Source organism: Aliiroseovarius sp. CAU 1755 (assembly GCF_054482655.1).
Window position 1 is genome coordinate 797642 of record NZ_JBTLRH010000002.1, and the last position, 15535, is coordinate 813176.

General features: G+C 59.0%; 14 protein-coding genes. 6 read left to right on the forward strand and 8 right to left on the reverse strand.

Annotated features, from left to right (window positions below; all coding sequences use genetic code 11):
* Positions 1 to 9 precede the first annotated feature (9 nt).
* From ACXYMP_RS10950 to ACXYMP_RS10970, 5 genes are all read left to right on the forward strand, one after another.
* The gene (locus ACXYMP_RS10950; protein ID WP_298569252.1) at positions 10 to 933 is read left to right on the forward strand and encodes an ABC transporter permease; all 924 of its coding nucleotides are present in this window, start codon (positions 10 to 12) and stop codon (positions 931 to 933) included.
* Between the two features lie 9 nt (positions 934 to 942).
* Complete coding sequence (locus ACXYMP_RS10955) at positions 943 to 1737, forward strand: ion transporter (protein WP_298569250.1); 795 nt, start codon at positions 943 to 945, stop codon at positions 1735 to 1737.
* Position 1738: 1 nt separating this feature from the next.
* The gene (locus tag ACXYMP_RS10960; RefSeq protein ID WP_298569247.1) at positions 1739 to 2818 is read left to right on the forward strand and encodes a BMP family ABC transporter substrate-binding protein; all 1080 of its coding nucleotides are present in this window, start codon (positions 1739 to 1741) and stop codon (positions 2816 to 2818) included.
* Between the two features lie 128 nt (positions 2819 to 2946).
* A complete protein-coding gene (locus ACXYMP_RS10965; RefSeq protein ID WP_458906263.1) occupies positions 2947 to 3453 on the forward strand; it encodes an EF-hand domain-containing protein in 507 nt (168 codons plus the stop codon).
* 136 nt (positions 3454 to 3589) lie between these two features.
* Complete coding sequence (locus ACXYMP_RS10970; protein ID WP_458906265.1) at positions 3590 to 4663, forward strand: NAD(P)/FAD-dependent oxidoreductase; 1074 nt, start codon at positions 3590 to 3592, stop codon at positions 4661 to 4663.
* Here the strand turns inward: ACXYMP_RS10970 and ACXYMP_RS10975 are convergent, their stop codons facing one another.
* From ACXYMP_RS10975 to ACXYMP_RS10990, 4 genes are all read right to left on the reverse strand, one after another.
* Positions 4664 to 5587 carry a histone deacetylase family protein gene (locus ACXYMP_RS10975; protein ID WP_298569240.1) on the reverse strand — a complete coding sequence of 308 codons (924 nt, stop codon included), beginning with the start codon at positions 5585 to 5587 and terminating at the stop codon, positions 4664 to 4666. It abuts the gene before it with no gap.
* A 24-nt stretch (positions 5588 to 5611) separates the two neighbouring features.
* Entirely contained in the window at positions 5612 to 8293 is a 2682-nt protein-coding gene (locus tag ACXYMP_RS10980) for a bifunctional acetate--CoA ligase family protein/GNAT family N-acetyltransferase (RefSeq protein WP_298569237.1), read from the reverse strand.
* Positions 8294 to 8395: 102 nt separating this feature from the next.
* Positions 8396 to 8803: a Cu(I)-responsive transcriptional regulator gene (gene cueR, locus ACXYMP_RS10985; protein WP_458906268.1), complete on the reverse strand. Its 408-nt coding sequence runs from the start codon at positions 8801 to 8803 to the stop codon at positions 8396 to 8398.
* A complete protein-coding gene (locus ACXYMP_RS10990) occupies positions 8800 to 11265 on the reverse strand; it encodes a heavy metal translocating P-type ATPase (protein WP_458906270.1) in 2466 nt (821 codons plus the stop codon). The genes cueR and ACXYMP_RS10990 overlap by 4 nt, the downstream gene beginning before the upstream one ends.
* A 152-nt stretch (positions 11266 to 11417) precedes the next feature.
* On the opposite strand from ACXYMP_RS10990, the gene ACXYMP_RS10995 reads away from it, so the two are divergent.
* Positions 11418 to 11609, forward strand: coding sequence for a heavy-metal-associated domain-containing protein (locus ACXYMP_RS10995; RefSeq protein ID WP_458906272.1), 192 nt, complete (start codon positions 11418 to 11420; stop codon positions 11607 to 11609).
* A 22-nt stretch (positions 11610 to 11631) separates the two neighbouring features.
* Here ACXYMP_RS10995 and ACXYMP_RS11000 read toward each other — a convergent pair whose 3' ends face one another.
* From ACXYMP_RS11000 to oppB, 4 genes are read right to left on the reverse strand one after another with little or no spacing between them, the layout of a single operon-like run.
* Positions 11632 to 12618 (reverse strand): oligopeptide/dipeptide ABC transporter ATP-binding protein, encoded by a 987-nt coding sequence (locus ACXYMP_RS11000; RefSeq protein ID WP_298569225.1) that lies wholly within the window; start codon positions 12616 to 12618, stop codon positions 11632 to 11634.
* Positions 12615 to 13589 (reverse strand): oligopeptide/dipeptide ABC transporter ATP-binding protein, encoded by a 975-nt coding sequence (locus ACXYMP_RS11005; RefSeq protein WP_458906275.1) that lies wholly within the window; start codon positions 13587 to 13589, stop codon positions 12615 to 12617. The genes ACXYMP_RS11000 and ACXYMP_RS11005 overlap by 4 nt, the downstream gene beginning before the upstream one ends.
* A gap of 12 nt (positions 13590 to 13601) precedes the next feature.
* A complete protein-coding gene (locus tag ACXYMP_RS11010) occupies positions 13602 to 14498 on the reverse strand; it encodes an ABC transporter permease subunit (protein ID WP_298569509.1) in 897 nt (298 codons plus the stop codon).
* A 58-nt stretch (positions 14499 to 14556) separates the two neighbouring features.
* A complete protein-coding gene (gene oppB, locus ACXYMP_RS11015) occupies positions 14557 to 15480 on the reverse strand; it encodes an oligopeptide ABC transporter permease OppB (protein ID WP_298569219.1) in 924 nt (307 codons plus the stop codon).
* Between the last annotated feature and the right edge of the window lie 55 nt (positions 15481 to 15535).

A 15535-nucleotide genomic window follows, 5' to 3' on the forward strand; every position in this document is an offset into this window, starting at 1 on the left:
AGAACGACGATGGATCTTAGTCAAATCAACCCGCTTCTTCTTCTGGCCTCACTGATGGTTGCAGCTACGCCAATCCTGCTGGCCGCCATTGGCGAAGCGGTGGTCGAAAAGGCAGGCGTTCTGAACCTTGGGGTCGAAGGCATGATGATCACCGGGGCTGTGGTGGGCTTCGCCATCGGCGTGAATACCGGCAGCCCCGCTGTGGGTTTTGTCGCTGCCGCCGTTGCCGGGGCCGCACTGTCGATGCTGTTTGGCGTTCTGGTGCTGTATCTTATGTCCAATCAGGTCGCCACTGGGCTGGGGCTGACCCTGTTCGGACTGGGCCTGTCATCGCTGATCGGCAAACCCTATGAGGGGATGAAAGCGCCCAGTATGGCCAAATGGGACATCCCGCTGCTCAGCGACATCCCGGTGCTTGGGCCCATCCTGTTTCGTCATGATCCCATGGTCTATGTCAGCCTGATCATCGTGACGGCCACGTGGTATGTGCTGACGCGCACCCGCGCGGGTCTGATCCTGCGGGGGGTTGGCGAAAACCACGATGCAGCCCACGCGCTGGGTTACAAAGTGGTGCGTGTGCGTCTGATGGCCATTGCCTTTGGCGGCGCGTGTGCAGGGTTGGGCGGGGCGTATGTCAGCCTTGTCCGGGTGCCACAATGGGTCGAAGGTATGACCGCCGGGGCCGGCTGGATCGCCCTTGCCATCGTCGTGTTCGCCAGTTGGCGGCCATGGCGCGTGCTACTGGGGGCCTATCTGTTTGGCGGGATCACCGTGCTTCAACTGAACCTGCAGGCCGCAGGCGCCGCCATCCCCGTCGAGATATTGGCGATGAGCCCCTATGTCGTGACAATTCTTGTGCTTGTGGTTATCTCTTTGCGTGGCCAACACGGCGCGCCCGGATCACTTGGGCGCATCTTCCACGCGACGCACTAGGTTTCCCTTATGATCAAACCCGACATTCACGAGATCCTTGACGGACACAAGCCCTTGGGCCGCGTGAATGTTGGCCGCATCATGGACGGGTTGATCGTTTTATCTGCCGTCGCGATCGCGCTTGAAACCATGCCGGAATTGCCAGCCAACTTGCGCCGGTTGCTGTTCACGTTCGAGATCGGCTTGTTGGCCGTCTTTTCAGTCGAATACATTGTGCGTCTTGTGTCTGCCCCGCGCCCGTTGCGCTATGCATTCAGCTTCTGGGGCATCATAGATCTGCTGAGCATCGCACCGGCCATCGCGTTTCTGACCCCGCAGTGGCAGGTCGTTCGGACCTTCCGGCTTTTGCGTCTTGTGCGCTTGTTGAAGCTCTTTCGCGGCTCTCACGCGATGGAGCGCCTCGTGGTCGCTTTTGGGCAAGTCCGAGGAGAGCTGGCGGTGTTCGGCGTGATTGCTGGCCTGATGCTCTATGTATCTGCCGTGGGCATCTATGTGTTCGAACATGACGCCCAACCCGAGGTATTCTCGTCGATCCCAAACAGCCTGTGGTGGGCCGTCGCAAGCTTCACGACGGTGGGCTATGGCGACATGTTCCCGATCACGCCGGGTGGCCGGATTTTCACCACCTTCGTGCTGTTCATCGGGCTTGGCGTGATCGCCGTGCCGTCGGCCATCGTGACCGCCGCGCTGCTTGAAAGCGAAACAAATATTCAACGTCGTATCCGTGAGAACGCCGAAAACGGAGACGAGGGCGAACCCGAAACTGAAAACCCGAAATCTGCTCAATCCATCAAGGGAGAATGATATGCGTGCAGTAAAAACACTATTGGCCGGTGTGGCCTTGGCGGCTGGCCTGGCCGGTGCGGCCCAGGCCCAAGACAAGACAAAGGTCGGCTTTATCTTCGTCGGCCCCGTCGGCGACGGTGGTTGGACCTACGAACACAACCAAGGCCGTCTGGCCGTAGAAGAAGAGTTCGGCGATAGCGTCGAAACGATCTATCAAGAAAGCGTGCCGGAAGGTGCAGACGCCGAGCGTGCGATCACGCAAATGGCGCTGGCGGGTGCAGACCTGATCTTCACCACGTCGTTTGGTTATATGGACGCGACCGTGGCCGTGGCCGAGAAGTTCCCGGACATCAAGTTTGAACACGCCACCGGCTATAAGACAGCGCCGAACGTGTCGGTCTATTCCGCACGTTTCTATGAAGGTCGCGCCGTTCAGGGCCATATCGCTGGCAAGATGACCAAGTCGAACGTCATCGGCTACATCGCGTCATTCCCGATCCCGGAAGTTATCCGTGGCATCAACTCGGCCTATATCCACGCCAAGAAGGTGAACCCGGACGTTCAGTTCAAGATCATCTGGGCCTACACTTGGTTTGATCCGGCCAAAGAAGCAGACGCCGCCAAAGCACTGATCGAACAGGGAGCCGACGTGATCCTGCAACACACGGATTCGACCGCGCCGCAAGCCGCCGCGCAAGAAGCCGGAAACATCATCACCTTCGGGCAGGCATCCGACATGTCAGATTATGCGCCGATGCCGCGTGTGTCGTCGATCATCGACAACTGGGCACCCTATTACATCGCCCGCACCAAGGCCGTTATGGACGGCACATGGGAAAGCGTATCGACATGGGACGGCATCGGTTCTGGCATGGTTGGCATCGGCGAGATCACGGACGCCGTGCCTGCCGACGTGAAGGCCGAAGCCGAAGCGCTGCGTGACGCGCTGGGTTCGGGCGAATACCACGCCTTCACCGGCCCGCTGAACAAGCAAGACGGATCAGCCTGGCTTGCCGAAGGTGAGACCGCAGATGACGGAACGCTGGCTGGCATGAACTTCTATGTCGAAGGCATCGAAGGCGAAATCCCCTCGAACTGATCTCCAGATCGTAAGATCTGACGGGACCTCGCCTTCGGGCGGGGTCTTTTTTCGTGAAAGTGAAACTTTTAGCGACGGAACTTCGAAGGCATTCCGTTTAACGCATATATACATGAACGGAGCATATCATGCGCAAAACTTCCTTTCTCGTCGCCAGTATCGCCATTGCCTTGGCCTTACCAGCCATCGCCCAGAACCAACCCGGCGCCCACTTCATTGAAAACTGGGATCTGGATGAAAACGGGTCCGTGTCGATCGAAGAGGTGCGCGAACGGCGCGGCGACATCTTCACCACGTTTGACACCAGCGAAGACGACATCCTGACCGCCGATGAATACGTCCAGTTTGATGAGGCCCGCGAGGCGGACATGCAGGAACACGGCATCGCGCAAGGCAAGGGTATGGGGCAAGGTGGCGGCAAAGGCATGGGCCAAGGCAAAGGCCAAGGTAAAGGCGGTGGCCAAGGTATGGGCCAGCAAAACGCCGCGATGTCCATGGCCCTTGAAAACGCTGACCTGAACGGCGACGGAGAGGTCACGCGCGCCGAGTTTCTTGAAGGCGTCGATCTGTGGTTCCCACAACAGGACCGAAACGGCGATGGCGTTCTGACGGCAGAAGACTTTGGTCGGATGTAGCGTGACCCGGCATTAGGTGCACAAAGTAAGGAAGGCTCTGATCGGATCAGGGCCTTTTCCTTTTTTAAGCCGCATGTCAGGGTCTGCGCACGGGGTATTCCCCCGATCTGATTACTTAGATCGACGAGGCACTGGCATGAACGATTTTATCATTATTGGCGGCGGCATCGCGGGGGTGTCTGCTGGCGCCCGCCTGTCGCAACTTGGCACTGTCACGCTTCTGGAGGCGGAAGACGCGCTGGCCTATCATGCCTCTGGCCGGTCCGCGGCGGTCTTTGAACAAAGCTATGGCGCGCCCAGCGTGGTTGAACTCAACCGGGCGTCACGCCACTTTCATGAAACCGCAAATGGCGGCGTGCTCAGCCCGCGTGGACTGTTGATCGTCGCAGGTAAGGGGGAGGAAGACACGCTGGCGCAGGACCTTGTCGACATGCGGCTGGATCGGGTCGCAGCGGACGAAGCCTTGGCCTTGGTGCCGATCCTGAATTTGGAAAACTTTTCTGGTGCGGGCTATCACGCGGATGCTTGGGATATCGACACAGACCTGTTGATCCAGAACTTCGCACGGGATATCCGCACCAACGGCAAAGTGGTCAGTGGCGCGAAAGTCACCAAGATCACGCGTCTGCCTGACCGGTGGGAGGTCACGACGCCCAAAGGCGTCTTCGCGGCAAGGTCGCTGGTCAATGCAGCCGGCGCTTGGGCGGACCAGATCGCAGCACTGGCGGGTATACCACCGATCGGCATTCAGCCCTATCGCCGCTCAATGGCGCGCATCCCGGCACCGGGTGGACGAGACGTCACAACATGGCCTCTGTTCATGGGGGCTGGCGAAAGCTGGTATGCAAAGCCCGATGCGGGCGCGTTAATCGTGTCGCCTGCCGAAGCTGACCCGATGGACGCTCACGACGCTTGGGCAGATGACATGGTTCTGGCGGAAGGCCTTGCGCGATACGAAGAGATGGTGACGGAGCCTGTCAATCGGATGATTACAAACTGGGCAGGGCTTCGCAGCTTTGCCCCCGACCGCAATCTTGTGATCGGACCTGCGCCTGAGGACGCGGATTTCCTTTGGTGCGCAGGCCAAGGCGGGTATGGCTTTCAAACCAGCCCTGCTGCGTCGCAGTTGTTGGCCGACTTGGTCACAGGCACGACGCCCGCTCTGGATCAAGCAATCGTGGCAACGCTTAGCCCCACGCGTTTCGCCTGATCAGCCAAGCAATACGTCCAGATGTTTCACGACCGAGCGTGCCAGCACATCTGGTTCATAGCCACCTTCCAGCATCGACACGATGCGTCCATCCGCAAACTCATCGGCCACCGCTTTTAGCTCACGCGTGACCCACTCATAGTCTGCATCGGTCAACTGAACACTGGACATATCATCTGCCACATGGGCGTCGAACCCGGCAGAGATGAAGATAAACTCCGGCTTGAACGCCTTTAGATGTGGCACCCAATGAGCGCTGACGGCGTCGCGAAATTCGGCGCTGCCCGCCCCGGCTGACAGGGGAATGTCGACAAGGTTGTCGTTTTCCTTCTCGTGCCCGGTGAAGGGGTAGAACGGGTGTTGGAAGCTGGAACAGAACAGCACGCGATTGTCGGACTTGAAGATTTCTTCGGTGCCATTGCCGTGGTGCACATCAAAGTCGATGATCGCCACGCGAGACAATCCGTGACCATCCAGCGCATGAGCAGCGGCCACGGCAATGTTGTTGAACAGGCAAAACCCCATGGCCTTGTCGCGTTCGGCGTGATGGCCCGGCGGGCGCACCATGCAGAAAACCGGGTTCGCCTCTTTCGACATCACCAGATCGACGCCCAGAACGCCTGCACCGGCGGCGCGTTCGGCCGCGCGCAACGTGCCGGGGCTCATGACTGTGTCGCCGTCCACCTCGACGCTGTCCATCCCCTGCCCCGGTGCCAGGGCATAGACGCGATCCAGATAATCGCTGTCATGCACCCGTTGCAGCTGCGTGCGTTCGACAAGGGGCGCGTCGCGATGCTGCACCACATAGTCCATGCCAGACATGATCAACTGGTTATTGATCGCGTCCAGCCGCGCTTTGCTTTCGGGATGCAGAGGGCCTGCATCGTGGTTTCTACACTCCGCGTGCGAAATGATGGACAGCATCTGGTTTCCTCCTGAGCGTCTGGATCACAACCACCGTTCCACGATGACCACGTCACGGTCGTCAGGATCAGGGCGCTGGGTAAAGCCCAGCTCTTTCATCAAGCGCAACATGGGCGCGTTCTTCTTCAGCACCGTGCCTTCGATCACCTCAAGCCCATGGTCCTGCGCGGCGCCAAACAGCCCCTTCATCAGCTTCGTTCCAATTCCCTGATGCTGGATGCGGTCAGACACGACCACGGCAAATTCACAGCTTTTCCAATCGGGGTTGATCACATAGCGCGCAACGCCAACCTGCACTGAACGCCCGTCGATTTCAGCCATAGCGACCAGCGCCATCTCACGGCGATAGTCAATTTGCGTAAACTGGGCCAGCATTTCGGGGCTGAGTTCATTGACCGACCCCATGAAGCGCATCATCTTCGCCTCGTCCGACAGGTCGCGCATGAATTCCTTTTCGTTCTCTGCATCTTCCGGGCGGATCGGGCGGATCAACAAGGGCGTGCCATCGGACAGATAGGTCTCACGCGCAAGGTGGCGCGGATAGGGGTGGATCGCCATGTGGTCATAATGCCCATCACAAGCCGGGGGACGCGTGATCGAAATGCGCGCATCAACCACCAAGACGCCGTCTGGACCGGCGAACAGCGGGTTGATGTCCAATTCGACGATCTCAGGCAGTTCACTGACGATGATCGACACCCGTTTGAGCACGTCGATCAGCGCCGCCTTGTCTACCGGGTCATAGTCGCGAAAGCTGTCCAACGCCTTGGACACACGGGTCCGGTTGATCAGCCGTTCTGACAGCACGGCGTTCAATGGCGGCAGCGCAACCGCGCTGTCTTTCATAATTTCGACCATGGTGCCGCCTGCCCCAAACAGGATCGTCGGTCCAAACACTTTGTCGCGGCTGGACCCGATCACCAGCTCACGGGCCTGACGCAACTGGGCCATTGGTTCTACCGTCACACCCGAGATCTGAGCCTCGGGAAGCGCCGCTTTGACGCTGTTGGTAATCTCGTGAAAGGCGCGCGAGACTGAAGCGGCATGCGCCACGTTGATCTTCACCCCCCCGACATCGGTCTTGTGCGATACGTCAGGCGACGAGATCTTCATGGCGACCGGAAAGCCCAGTGTTTCAGCCGCGACCAACGCATCTTGTGCTGTGCGCGCTTCGATCGTCATATTCACGGGGATGTTGAAAGCGCGCAAAAGCGCCTTGCTTTCGACATCCGACAGCATTTTGCGCCCTTCCGACAACGCGCTGGAAATGATCATGCGCGCACCGTCCAGATCAAGCCCCTTTTCAAAGGCGCGCGCGCGCGGCACTTCAAGTGACAGTCGGCGGTTGCGATGGTGTTGAGCCAGATAGGAAAAGCCCTCAACCGCCCGTTCGGGCGTATCGAATTCCGGCACGCCAGCTTTGGACAGCAGCGCACGGCCTTCGGCCACCGCGCTTTCACCCATCCAGCACGCCAAGACGGGCTTCTTGCGACGCACTGGCAAGGCATCAATGACGGCCTGAGCGGCGGCTGTCGCATCGGTCATGGCCTGCGGTGTCAGCATCACCAGAACGCCATCGTTTTCAGGGTCAGCAACAGCGGCCTTAACCGCCAGCGCATAAGCGTCAGCCGACGCATCACCCAGGATATCGACGGGGTTGGCGTGGCTCCAATAGGGTGGCAACAGCTTGTCCAACGCCTTGCTTGTTTCCGCAGAGAGCGGTGGCAATGACAGGCCCAAATCGCCCGCGCGATCTGCGGCAAGAACGCCCGCACCACCACCATTGGTGATGATGCATAGCCTATCGCCGGTCGTTTTCTTGGTGTTGGCCAAAAGCTCGGCGGCAGCGAACAGTTGCCCAAGCGTGCTGACGCGCACAGCACCCGCCCGCTCTAACGCCGCGTCAAACACCTCATCAGACCCGATCAAGGCGCCGGTATGGGTGTGGGCGGCCTCGGAGCCTGCGGCGTGGCGGCCAGATTTCAGCACCACGACCGGCTTCAGACGCGCGGCGCGGCGCAAGGCCGACATGAAATTCGGCGCGTCCTTGATTCCTTCGATATATAGCAGAACGGCGTCCGTTTTCGGGTCATTGGCCAGATAGTCCAGCGTGTCGCCAAAATCGACATCGGTCGAGTTTCCCAGCGACACCATGGCCGAAAACCCGGAATGATGCGGCCCGGCCCAATCGGAAATCGCCGAGACGAGCGCGCCGGACTGCGAAACCAACGCCAGACGGCCCTTAGGTGTCGTAGACCGCAAGAAAGTGGCATCCAACCCGATCCACGGACGCACCAAGCCAACGCAGTTCGGCCCCATGAAGCGAATGTTGCCTTTGCGGGCGGCATGTATGACCTGCGCTTCGTAATCCTTGCCACGCCCATCGCCTTCGCTGAAACCTGCAGACAGGATGATAGCACTTTTCACACCCGCCTCGACGCAATCGCGCATGATGCCAGGCACAGTGCGCGCTGGTGTGGCGATCACGGCCAGATCGACTTCCTCGGAAAGGTCGGTGATGCGCGCGTGGCAGTCGGTCGACCCAATTTTCTGGTATTTCGGGTTGATCGGATAGATCGGCCCTTTGAACCCGCCTGCAACAAGGTTGGCATAGGCCATCGCGCCTACGGAATCGCCTGTCGGACTCGCGCCGAAAACAGCGATCGAGGTCGGATCAAACAGAGGGCTAAGGGGACTTTTGTCCATCGGAAACGGTCCTTCGCGCATGGATCACCTGACGGCTGACCCGGAAACTCTCCTCCTTGGGGATGTTCATAACGTCTTTGGGGCGGTCGTCTTTGATGTAACTCAATCTTCTGACACTGGGTCTGTGGCGTTTTCGATACCTTTTAGGATCGGACAATCCGGTCGCTGATCACCCGCACAGGCGCGCACCAGATCCGACAGCGTATCGCGCATGGCAATCAAGTCCTCTATCTTGGTCTCGATCTTGCCCAAGTGACCACGCGCAATGCGCTTTACATCGGCGCTTGCGCGCGATTGATCCTCGTATAATGCCAGCAGCGCGCGGCAATCCTCGATCGAAAAGCCAAGCGCGCGGGATCGAGCCAAAAAGGTCAGTTTGTGCAGATCCTTGTCTGAAAAGACGCGATACCCATTGCTGTCGCGCAGGGGTTTGACCAGGCCGATTTCTTCGTAATAGCGGATGGTCTTGGACGGCAGGTTCACCCGTTTTGCGGCTTGCGAGATATTCATGACGACTGCTCACTCAGGACAGGTCGCACATAGCTCAGCCGTAGGGCGTTGGTCACGACAAGCACCGACGACGCCGCCATCGCCGCCGCCGCAAGCATGGGCGACAACAATATTCCCCATGCGGGATACAAAGCCCCAGCCGCCGCTGGAATTAGGATCACGTTATAGCCGAACGCCCAAAACAAGTTCTGCCGGATATTGGTCATCGTGCGGCGGCTGATCTGGACCGCGTTGGCAACCCCCGACAGGGCGCCCGAAGACAGCACAACATCGGCGGCTTCGATCGCGACATCCGTGCCGGTGCCAATGGCCAGACCCACATCGGCATGCGCAAGGGCCGGCGCATCATTGATCCCGTCACCGACAAAGGCGACCGACCCGTATTTCGCCTGCAACGCCTCGATCACAGCGACTTTGCCATCGGGCAACACCCCGGCGTCGACGCTCGCAATGCCAAGCTGATCGGCAATCGCGGCGGCTGTGGCCGGATCATCACCGGTGATCATTGCAAGCTCTTTTCCCATGTCTCGAAGTGCGGCAAGTGCTGCGGCGGCTTCTGGCTTGATGGGGTCAGAGACGCCGATCAGGGCGATCAACCGCCCATCAATTGCGGCAAAGAACACGGTGTGCCCCCAGCTGCGCATCGCTTTGGCCTGATCAACCAGATCGCTAAGCGCGATACCTTCGCGGGCCATGAAGCTTTGTGACCCGATCAGGATATCGCGGTCCCCATTCCTGGCCCGCAACCCAAACCCCGTGACCGACTGGACATCGCTTACCGAGGCAGGGTCGACGCCGCGCGCTTCGGCGCCGCGTAATATCGCCTGCGCCAGCGGGTGTTCGCTTTGCGCTTCGGCCCCGGCGACCAATGACAAAGCCGCGTCAGGGTCCCAGTCATCGACCACATCAAAAGCCGTCAATTCAGGGCGGCCTTGCGTCAGCGTGCCGGTTTTGTCGAAAGCGATGACGCGGGCGGCTTGCAGCGATTGAAGCGCATCTCCGCTGCGAAACAGCGCGCCAAGCTGTGCCGCCCGTCCGGTGCCAACCATGATCGATGTCGGCGTGGCCAAGCCCATCGCACAAGGGCAGGCAATGATCAGCACAGACACCCCCGCCACCAACGCCAGACCCAAAGCAGGGTCAGGTCCGAATGCCAGCCAGATCAAAATAGTGATCGCCGCGATTGCCAGCACAATGGGCACGAACACCCGTGTGATACGATCCACCAGCGCCTGAATGGGCAGCCGTGCGCCTTGCGCGTCTTCAACCATGCGCACAATTTGAGCAAGCATCGTGTCCGGCCCCACGGCGGTGACCCGCGCTTTAAGCACCCCGGTCCCGTTCACCGTCCCACCAGTGACCGCGTCGCCGGGCGCCTTTGCCACCGGATCAGGTTCGCCCGTTATCATGCTTTCATCAATGAAACTTTCACCTTGGATAACTTCGCCGTCCAACGGAACGCGGGCGCCGGGGCGGATCAGGATGACTTCACCGGTCACGATCTGTGCAACCGGGCGTGTAATCGCGCGGCCGTCGGCTTCGACCACGGCCTCGCTTGGGGTCAGGGCGACCAGCGCGCGGATCGCTTCACCCGCTTGGCCTTTTGCACGGGCTTCCATCCAGCGACCAACTAAGATCAACACGATGATCACCGCAGCTGCCTCGAAATAGACATTCGCGGTGCCGGCGGGCAGCACACCGGGCGCCAGAACTGACACCAAAGAATAAAGATATGCTGCCGAAGTGCCCAACGCGACCAACGCATTCATTTCAGGGGCGCCGCGTAACAGGGCAGGAATGCCCTTCGCATAAAACAGCCGTCCCGGGCCTGCCAGAACCATGCTGGTCAAGACAAGCTGGATCCAGTGCGAGGTGCCAAGTCCAATGGTTCGGGCTATCCAGTGGTGAAAGGCCGGAAACAGGTGCCCGCCCATCTCAAGAATGAACACTGGAGCGGTCAAAGCGGCCGCCAGCAATGCCTTGCGCTTGAGCGTTGCCGCTTCCTGCGCCTTGTCTCGTGGACCAGTTGATGGGCCGTCGTCGCGCGGTCGCGTGGGAAATCCTGCTTTCGTCACTTTCTCGGACAGGGCTTGAGGCGTTGTCGCCCCGGCCAGATAGGTGACAAACGCCCGTTCCGAGGCAAGGTTCACCCGTGCCTCAAGCACGCCGGGGATCGACGCAAGCATCCGCTCGACCCGGCCAACGCAAGACGCACAAGACATTGCACTGACATCCAGCACCACAGTGTCGCGCCGCGCTGGATAGCCTGCCCGATCCAACGCCTGAGCCATGCCACTTGGCGTCGCGGGTGCCTCAAATGACACGCGCACCGTTTCGGTCGCAAGATTGACAGGGGCATCCGAGACGCCTTCAACCCCCTCCAATGCGCGTTCAGCTCGACCGACGCAGGACGCGCAGGACAGGTTTTCAAGCTCCAAAGTCAATGTTTGTGCAGCGGTCATAGAGGAGACTCCGATCGTTCCTCTTGTAGATAGGGCTTCCAGTTACTGGAAGGTCAAGGGGGTGGCACAATGAAAAGCACATCCCGCTTGACCTGAGCGGGGCGAAGCGTATTCAGAAAGCTGGAATGCGCGCCCACCGAAAGGACAGCTTGATGGCTATTTTCCATGTTCCCGATATGAGCTGCGGCCACTGCAAAGCGTCGATTACCGCAACGCTGAACACCAATGGCGCTGACGCTTTAAGCTTCGACATGGAGGCGCGCACCGTTTCCGTAACGGGTATCGACACGAAAACCGTCATCCCCCTGCTGGACCAGATCGGGTTTCCTGCGACGGTGGCATGAAGCTGCACCGGCGCGTGAAGGCCTAGAGCACGAAACACGCCACTTGTTGTCCGTTGCCGCGTTCCGTCAATGGCGGCTTTGATTGCGCGCATTCCGCGATGGCATGCGGGCAGCGCGTGCGGAACACACATCCTGAAGGTGGGTCAAGCGGTGAGGGTAGATCGGCATCAAGGATCAGAACTTCCTTGTTTTCATGCGCCTTGGGGTCGGGGATCGGAACCGCCGAGATCAACGCCTGCGTATAAGGGTGACCCGGCGCGCGATAGAGCTGCGCGGCCTCGCTGATTTCGACCACATTTCCAAGATAAAGCACCATCACGCGGGTCGAGATGTGCTTCACGACCGACAGGTCATGCGCAATGAAAATAAGGCTAAGCCCCATTTCTTCCTGAATTTCCATCAACAGGTTGATCACCTGCGCCTGAATGGACACATCCAGCGCTGACACCGGTTCGTCACAGATGATAAGTTGCGGCTTCACAATCAGCGCCCGCGCGATCCCGATCCGTTGGCATTGGCCGCCGGAAAACTCATGTGGGTAACGGTTGATCATGTTGGGCAGGATGCCCACACGGTCCAGCACCTCTCGCACCCGCTCTTTGACCTCAGAGGGCGACAGGTTGGGGTGGTGGGTTTTCAGAGGTTCGGACACGATCTGCCCAATTGTCATGCGCGGGTTCAAAGACGCCAGAGGATCCTGAAAGATCATCTGCATTTCCTTGCGGTGCACCCGCATGTCACGTTTGCTCAGGGTCAGAAGGTCATTTCCCAACCACAAAACCGTGCCAGCCTCGGACGGGACCATGCGCATGATGGCGCGGGCAAGCGTGGATTTGCCGCAGCCGCTTTCCCCCACGATCCCCAAAGTTTCACCCGGCATCAGATCGAAATCGACACCATCAACAGCTTTCAGCTTATCGGCCGCCGTCCAAGGCATCGCGCCTTGGGGTTTAACGTCAAACCAGACCTTCAGATCACGAACCGACAGCAGGGGGGATTGGTCGTTCATACCAGCTCCTCCAAGGATTTGAGGCACGCCCGGCGGCGCACTTTGCGCCCCACGACACCATCCAGTGTCGGGCGCGTGGTGGAACAGCGGTCGTCAGCAAACTCACACCGCGGCGAAAACGGGCACCCTTTGGGCATGTTCATCATATTGGGCGGGCTGCCGGGGATGGTCGCCAGACGCTCTGTTTCGATATCAAGCCGCGGCACGGCCTTCAGCAAGCCCATCGTATAGGGATGGGTCGGCATCTCGAACAGCCCCCGTGTGGTGCCGTATTCCATCTGCTGACCGCCATACATGACCAGGGTTTCCCTGCACGATCCCGCAATGACGCCAAGGTCATGGGTGATCAGGATGATCGACATCCCGAAATCTTTTTTCAGATCATCAAGCAATTGCATGATCTGCGCCTGAACAGTCACGTCCAGTGCCGTTGTCGGTTCGTCCGCGATCAGAATATCCGGCTTGCACAGCAGGGACATGGCAATCATGACCCGCTGGCGCATCCCGCCCGAAAACTCGTGCGGATACATGGTGATACGTTTCTTCGCTTCGGGGATACGCACCGCGTCCAGCAGATCGACCGATTGTCGCACGGCCTCAGATTTCGAAATTCCCTTGTGATGGGTCAGCACCTCGGCCATCTGGTCCGAGACGCGCAGGAACGGGTTCAGACAGGTCATCGGATCTTGAAAGATCATCGCGATCTTTTCGGCCCGGATTTTGTTCAGTTTGCTGGTCGGGATGTTCAGAATCTCGTCACCTGCCAACTTTACGGACCCCGTCGCGTTGCCGTTCTGGGCCAGCAGACCCATGATCGCAAACACCGTCTGGCTTTTGCCTGATCCGCTTTCGCCAACGACGCCAAGCGTTTCACCGGCCTCAAGATCAAAGCTGATCTTGTCCACCGCGGTCACAGTCCCGTCGGTCGTGTCGAAATGCACGCTCAGGTCGCGTACTTCAAGAAGTGCCATATCGCAAAACCCCTAGCGGTCTTTCGGGTCCAACGCATCGCGCAGACCGTCACCGATGAAGAAGAAACAGAAGATTGTGACCACAAAGAAGAAGAGTGGGAAACCCAGATGCCACAACGTCCCATAGTTCATGCTTTTCACGCCTTCCGAAATCAGCGCGCCCCAGCTGGTCAGCGGCTCTTGCACGCCAAGGCCGAGGAACGAAATGAAGCTTTCGGTCAGGATCATGGTCGGCACCAGAAGCGTCGCATAGACCACGACCACACCCAAAAGGTTGGGCACGATGTGGCGCAGGATGATCCGCCATGTCGGCACACCAATGGCTATGGCGGCTTCCACGAATTCGCGGTTCTTGATCGACAGGGTCTGGCCGCGCACGATGCGGCTCATATCAAGCCAGGCCGTCAGCCCGATGCCGACGAAGATCATCGTGATTGACCGACCCGCGACGACCAGCAGCAGGATCAGCACGAACATATAGGGGATCGACATGAAGATATCGACCAGACGCATCATGATCGAATCGACACGTCCCCCGATGAAGCCCGCCGTCGCCCCGTAAAGCGTGCCGACCAAAACCGCGATCACGGCGCCGACAATCCCCACCGCCAGCGAAATGCGGCTGCCCTGAACGACCCGGTTGTAAAGATCACGACCGTTCTCATCGAATCCGAAGAAATGGCCGTTCTCGATCGAGGGGCGTCCCGCCTCTTTCACGTTGCCAAGGATGTCCCAGTCGATGGTTTCATTGTCAAATTGGCTGAGGCTCTGGCCAAACAGGGAAAAGAGCACAATCAGCGCCAATGCGACCACTGACACCATGGCCGCTTTGTTGGACAGGAAACGCGCGCGCGCATCTGCCCAAAGTGACCGGCCCTGAACCTCTTGTTCCAGCATGCCTTGCGCCATTTCGGCGGTTTTCGCCTGCTGGAATGGTTGTGCGAGTTTGTCTGTCATGTCGCGCTCCTCACAACCGGATTTTCGGATCGATCCACGCGTATAGGATATCAACCACCATGTTAAACATGATCGTCATGGATCCCAGCAAGATCGTCAGGCCCATCATCACCGCATAGTCGCGGTTGAAGGCCGAGTTTACGTAGAAATAGCCAATGCCACCCGTGCCAAAGATCGAGTCAATGATGAACGAGCCTGTGACCATGCCGACAAAGGCTGGTCCAAGATACGATATCACTGGCAACAGTGAGGGCTTAAGTGCGTGGCGCCAGATGATCGTGCGATCAGGCAGCCCCTTGGCACGTGCGGTTCGGATGAAGTTCGATCGCAGCACCTCTAGCATCGAAGACCGCGTAAGACGAGCGATCGACGCCATATAGGACGTGGACAGGGCGATCACCGGCATCACCAGATATTGCCATTGACCGCCATTCCAACCGCCACCCGGCAGCCAGCCAAGCCAGAGCGTGAAGATCAAGATCAGGATCGGCGCCATGACGAAGTTCGGCAAGACCTGTGCACCGATCGTGACGCCAACGGCGAAGTAATCCAGCATGCTGTTCTGGCGGATCGCAGCGGACATTCCAAGGATGCCGCCGACCACAATCGCAATCACAAACGAGATGATGCCGTAGGTCAGCGTGACCGGGAAACCCTGCGCGATAATGTCATTCACCGACCGGTCTTTGTATTTGTAGCTCGGGCCAAAATCGAACTGTGTGATGATGCCAATGACATAATCCCACAGTTGCTTGAGGATCGGCTGATCCAACCCGTATTTTGCTTCGATATTGGCAAGGACCTGCGGCGGCAGTGGGCGTTCAGATGTGAACGGCCCGCCTGGCGCGGTCTGCATCAACCAGAACGAGGCAATCAAAAGAATGATGAGTGTCGGGATCGCGACGGCAACCCTGCGTATGATGAAATTTAGCATCTTTTCCCCGTGAGATGCGGCGCTGAGTGATCCTGACTGGTTCTCCCCCCTGACA

What these genes read in the sequence shown, in the direction of transcription:
- ACXYMP_RS10960 (WP_298569247.1), top strand. Translation starts at nt 1,739, where the DNA reads ATGCGTGCAGTAAAAACACTATTGGCCGGTGTGGCCTTGGCGGCTGGC.
- oppB (WP_298569219.1), bottom strand. Translation starts at nt 15,480, where the DNA reads ATGCTAAATTTCATCATACGCAGGGTTGCCGTCGCGATCCCGACACTC.
- ACXYMP_RS10995 (WP_458906272.1), top strand. Translation starts at nt 11,418, where the DNA reads ATGGCTATTTTCCATGTTCCCGATATGAGCTGCGGCCACTGCAAAGCG.
- ACXYMP_RS10970 (WP_458906265.1), top strand. Translation starts at nt 3,590, where the DNA reads ATGAACGATTTTATCATTATTGGCGGCGGCATCGCGGGGGTGTCTGCT.
- ACXYMP_RS10955 (WP_298569250.1), top strand. Translation starts at nt 943, where the DNA reads ATGATCAAACCCGACATTCACGAGATCCTTGACGGACACAAGCCCTTG.
- ACXYMP_RS10980 (WP_298569237.1), bottom strand. Translation starts at nt 8,293, where the DNA reads ATGGACAAAAGTCCCCTTAGCCCTCTGTTTGATCCGACCTCGATCGCT.
- ACXYMP_RS10990 (WP_458906270.1), bottom strand. Translation starts at nt 11,265, where the DNA reads ATGACCGCTGCACAAACATTGACTTTGGAGCTTGAAAACCTGTCCTGC.
- ACXYMP_RS11010 (WP_298569509.1), bottom strand. Translation starts at nt 14,498, where the DNA reads ATGGCGCAAGGCATGCTGGAACAAGAGGTTCAGGGCCGGTCACTTTGG.
- ACXYMP_RS10965 (WP_458906263.1), top strand. Translation starts at nt 2,947, where the DNA reads ATGCGCAAAACTTCCTTTCTCGTCGCCAGTATCGCCATTGCCTTGGCC.
- cueR (WP_458906268.1), bottom strand. Translation starts at nt 8,803, where the DNA reads ATGAATATCTCGCAAGCCGCAAAACGGGTGAACCTGCCGTCCAAGACC.
- ACXYMP_RS10975 (WP_298569240.1), bottom strand. Translation starts at nt 5,587, where the DNA reads ATGCTGTCCATCATTTCGCACGCGGAGTGTAGAAACCACGATGCAGGC.
- ACXYMP_RS11000 (WP_298569225.1), bottom strand. Translation starts at nt 12,618, where the DNA reads ATGAACGACCAATCCCCCCTGCTGTCGGTTCGTGATCTGAAGGTCTGG.
- ACXYMP_RS10950 (WP_298569252.1), top strand. Translation starts at nt 10, where the DNA reads ATGGATCTTAGTCAAATCAACCCGCTTCTTCTTCTGGCCTCACTGATG.
- ACXYMP_RS11005 (WP_458906275.1), bottom strand. Translation starts at nt 13,589, where the DNA reads ATGGCACTTCTTGAAGTACGCGACCTGAGCGTGCATTTCGACACGACC.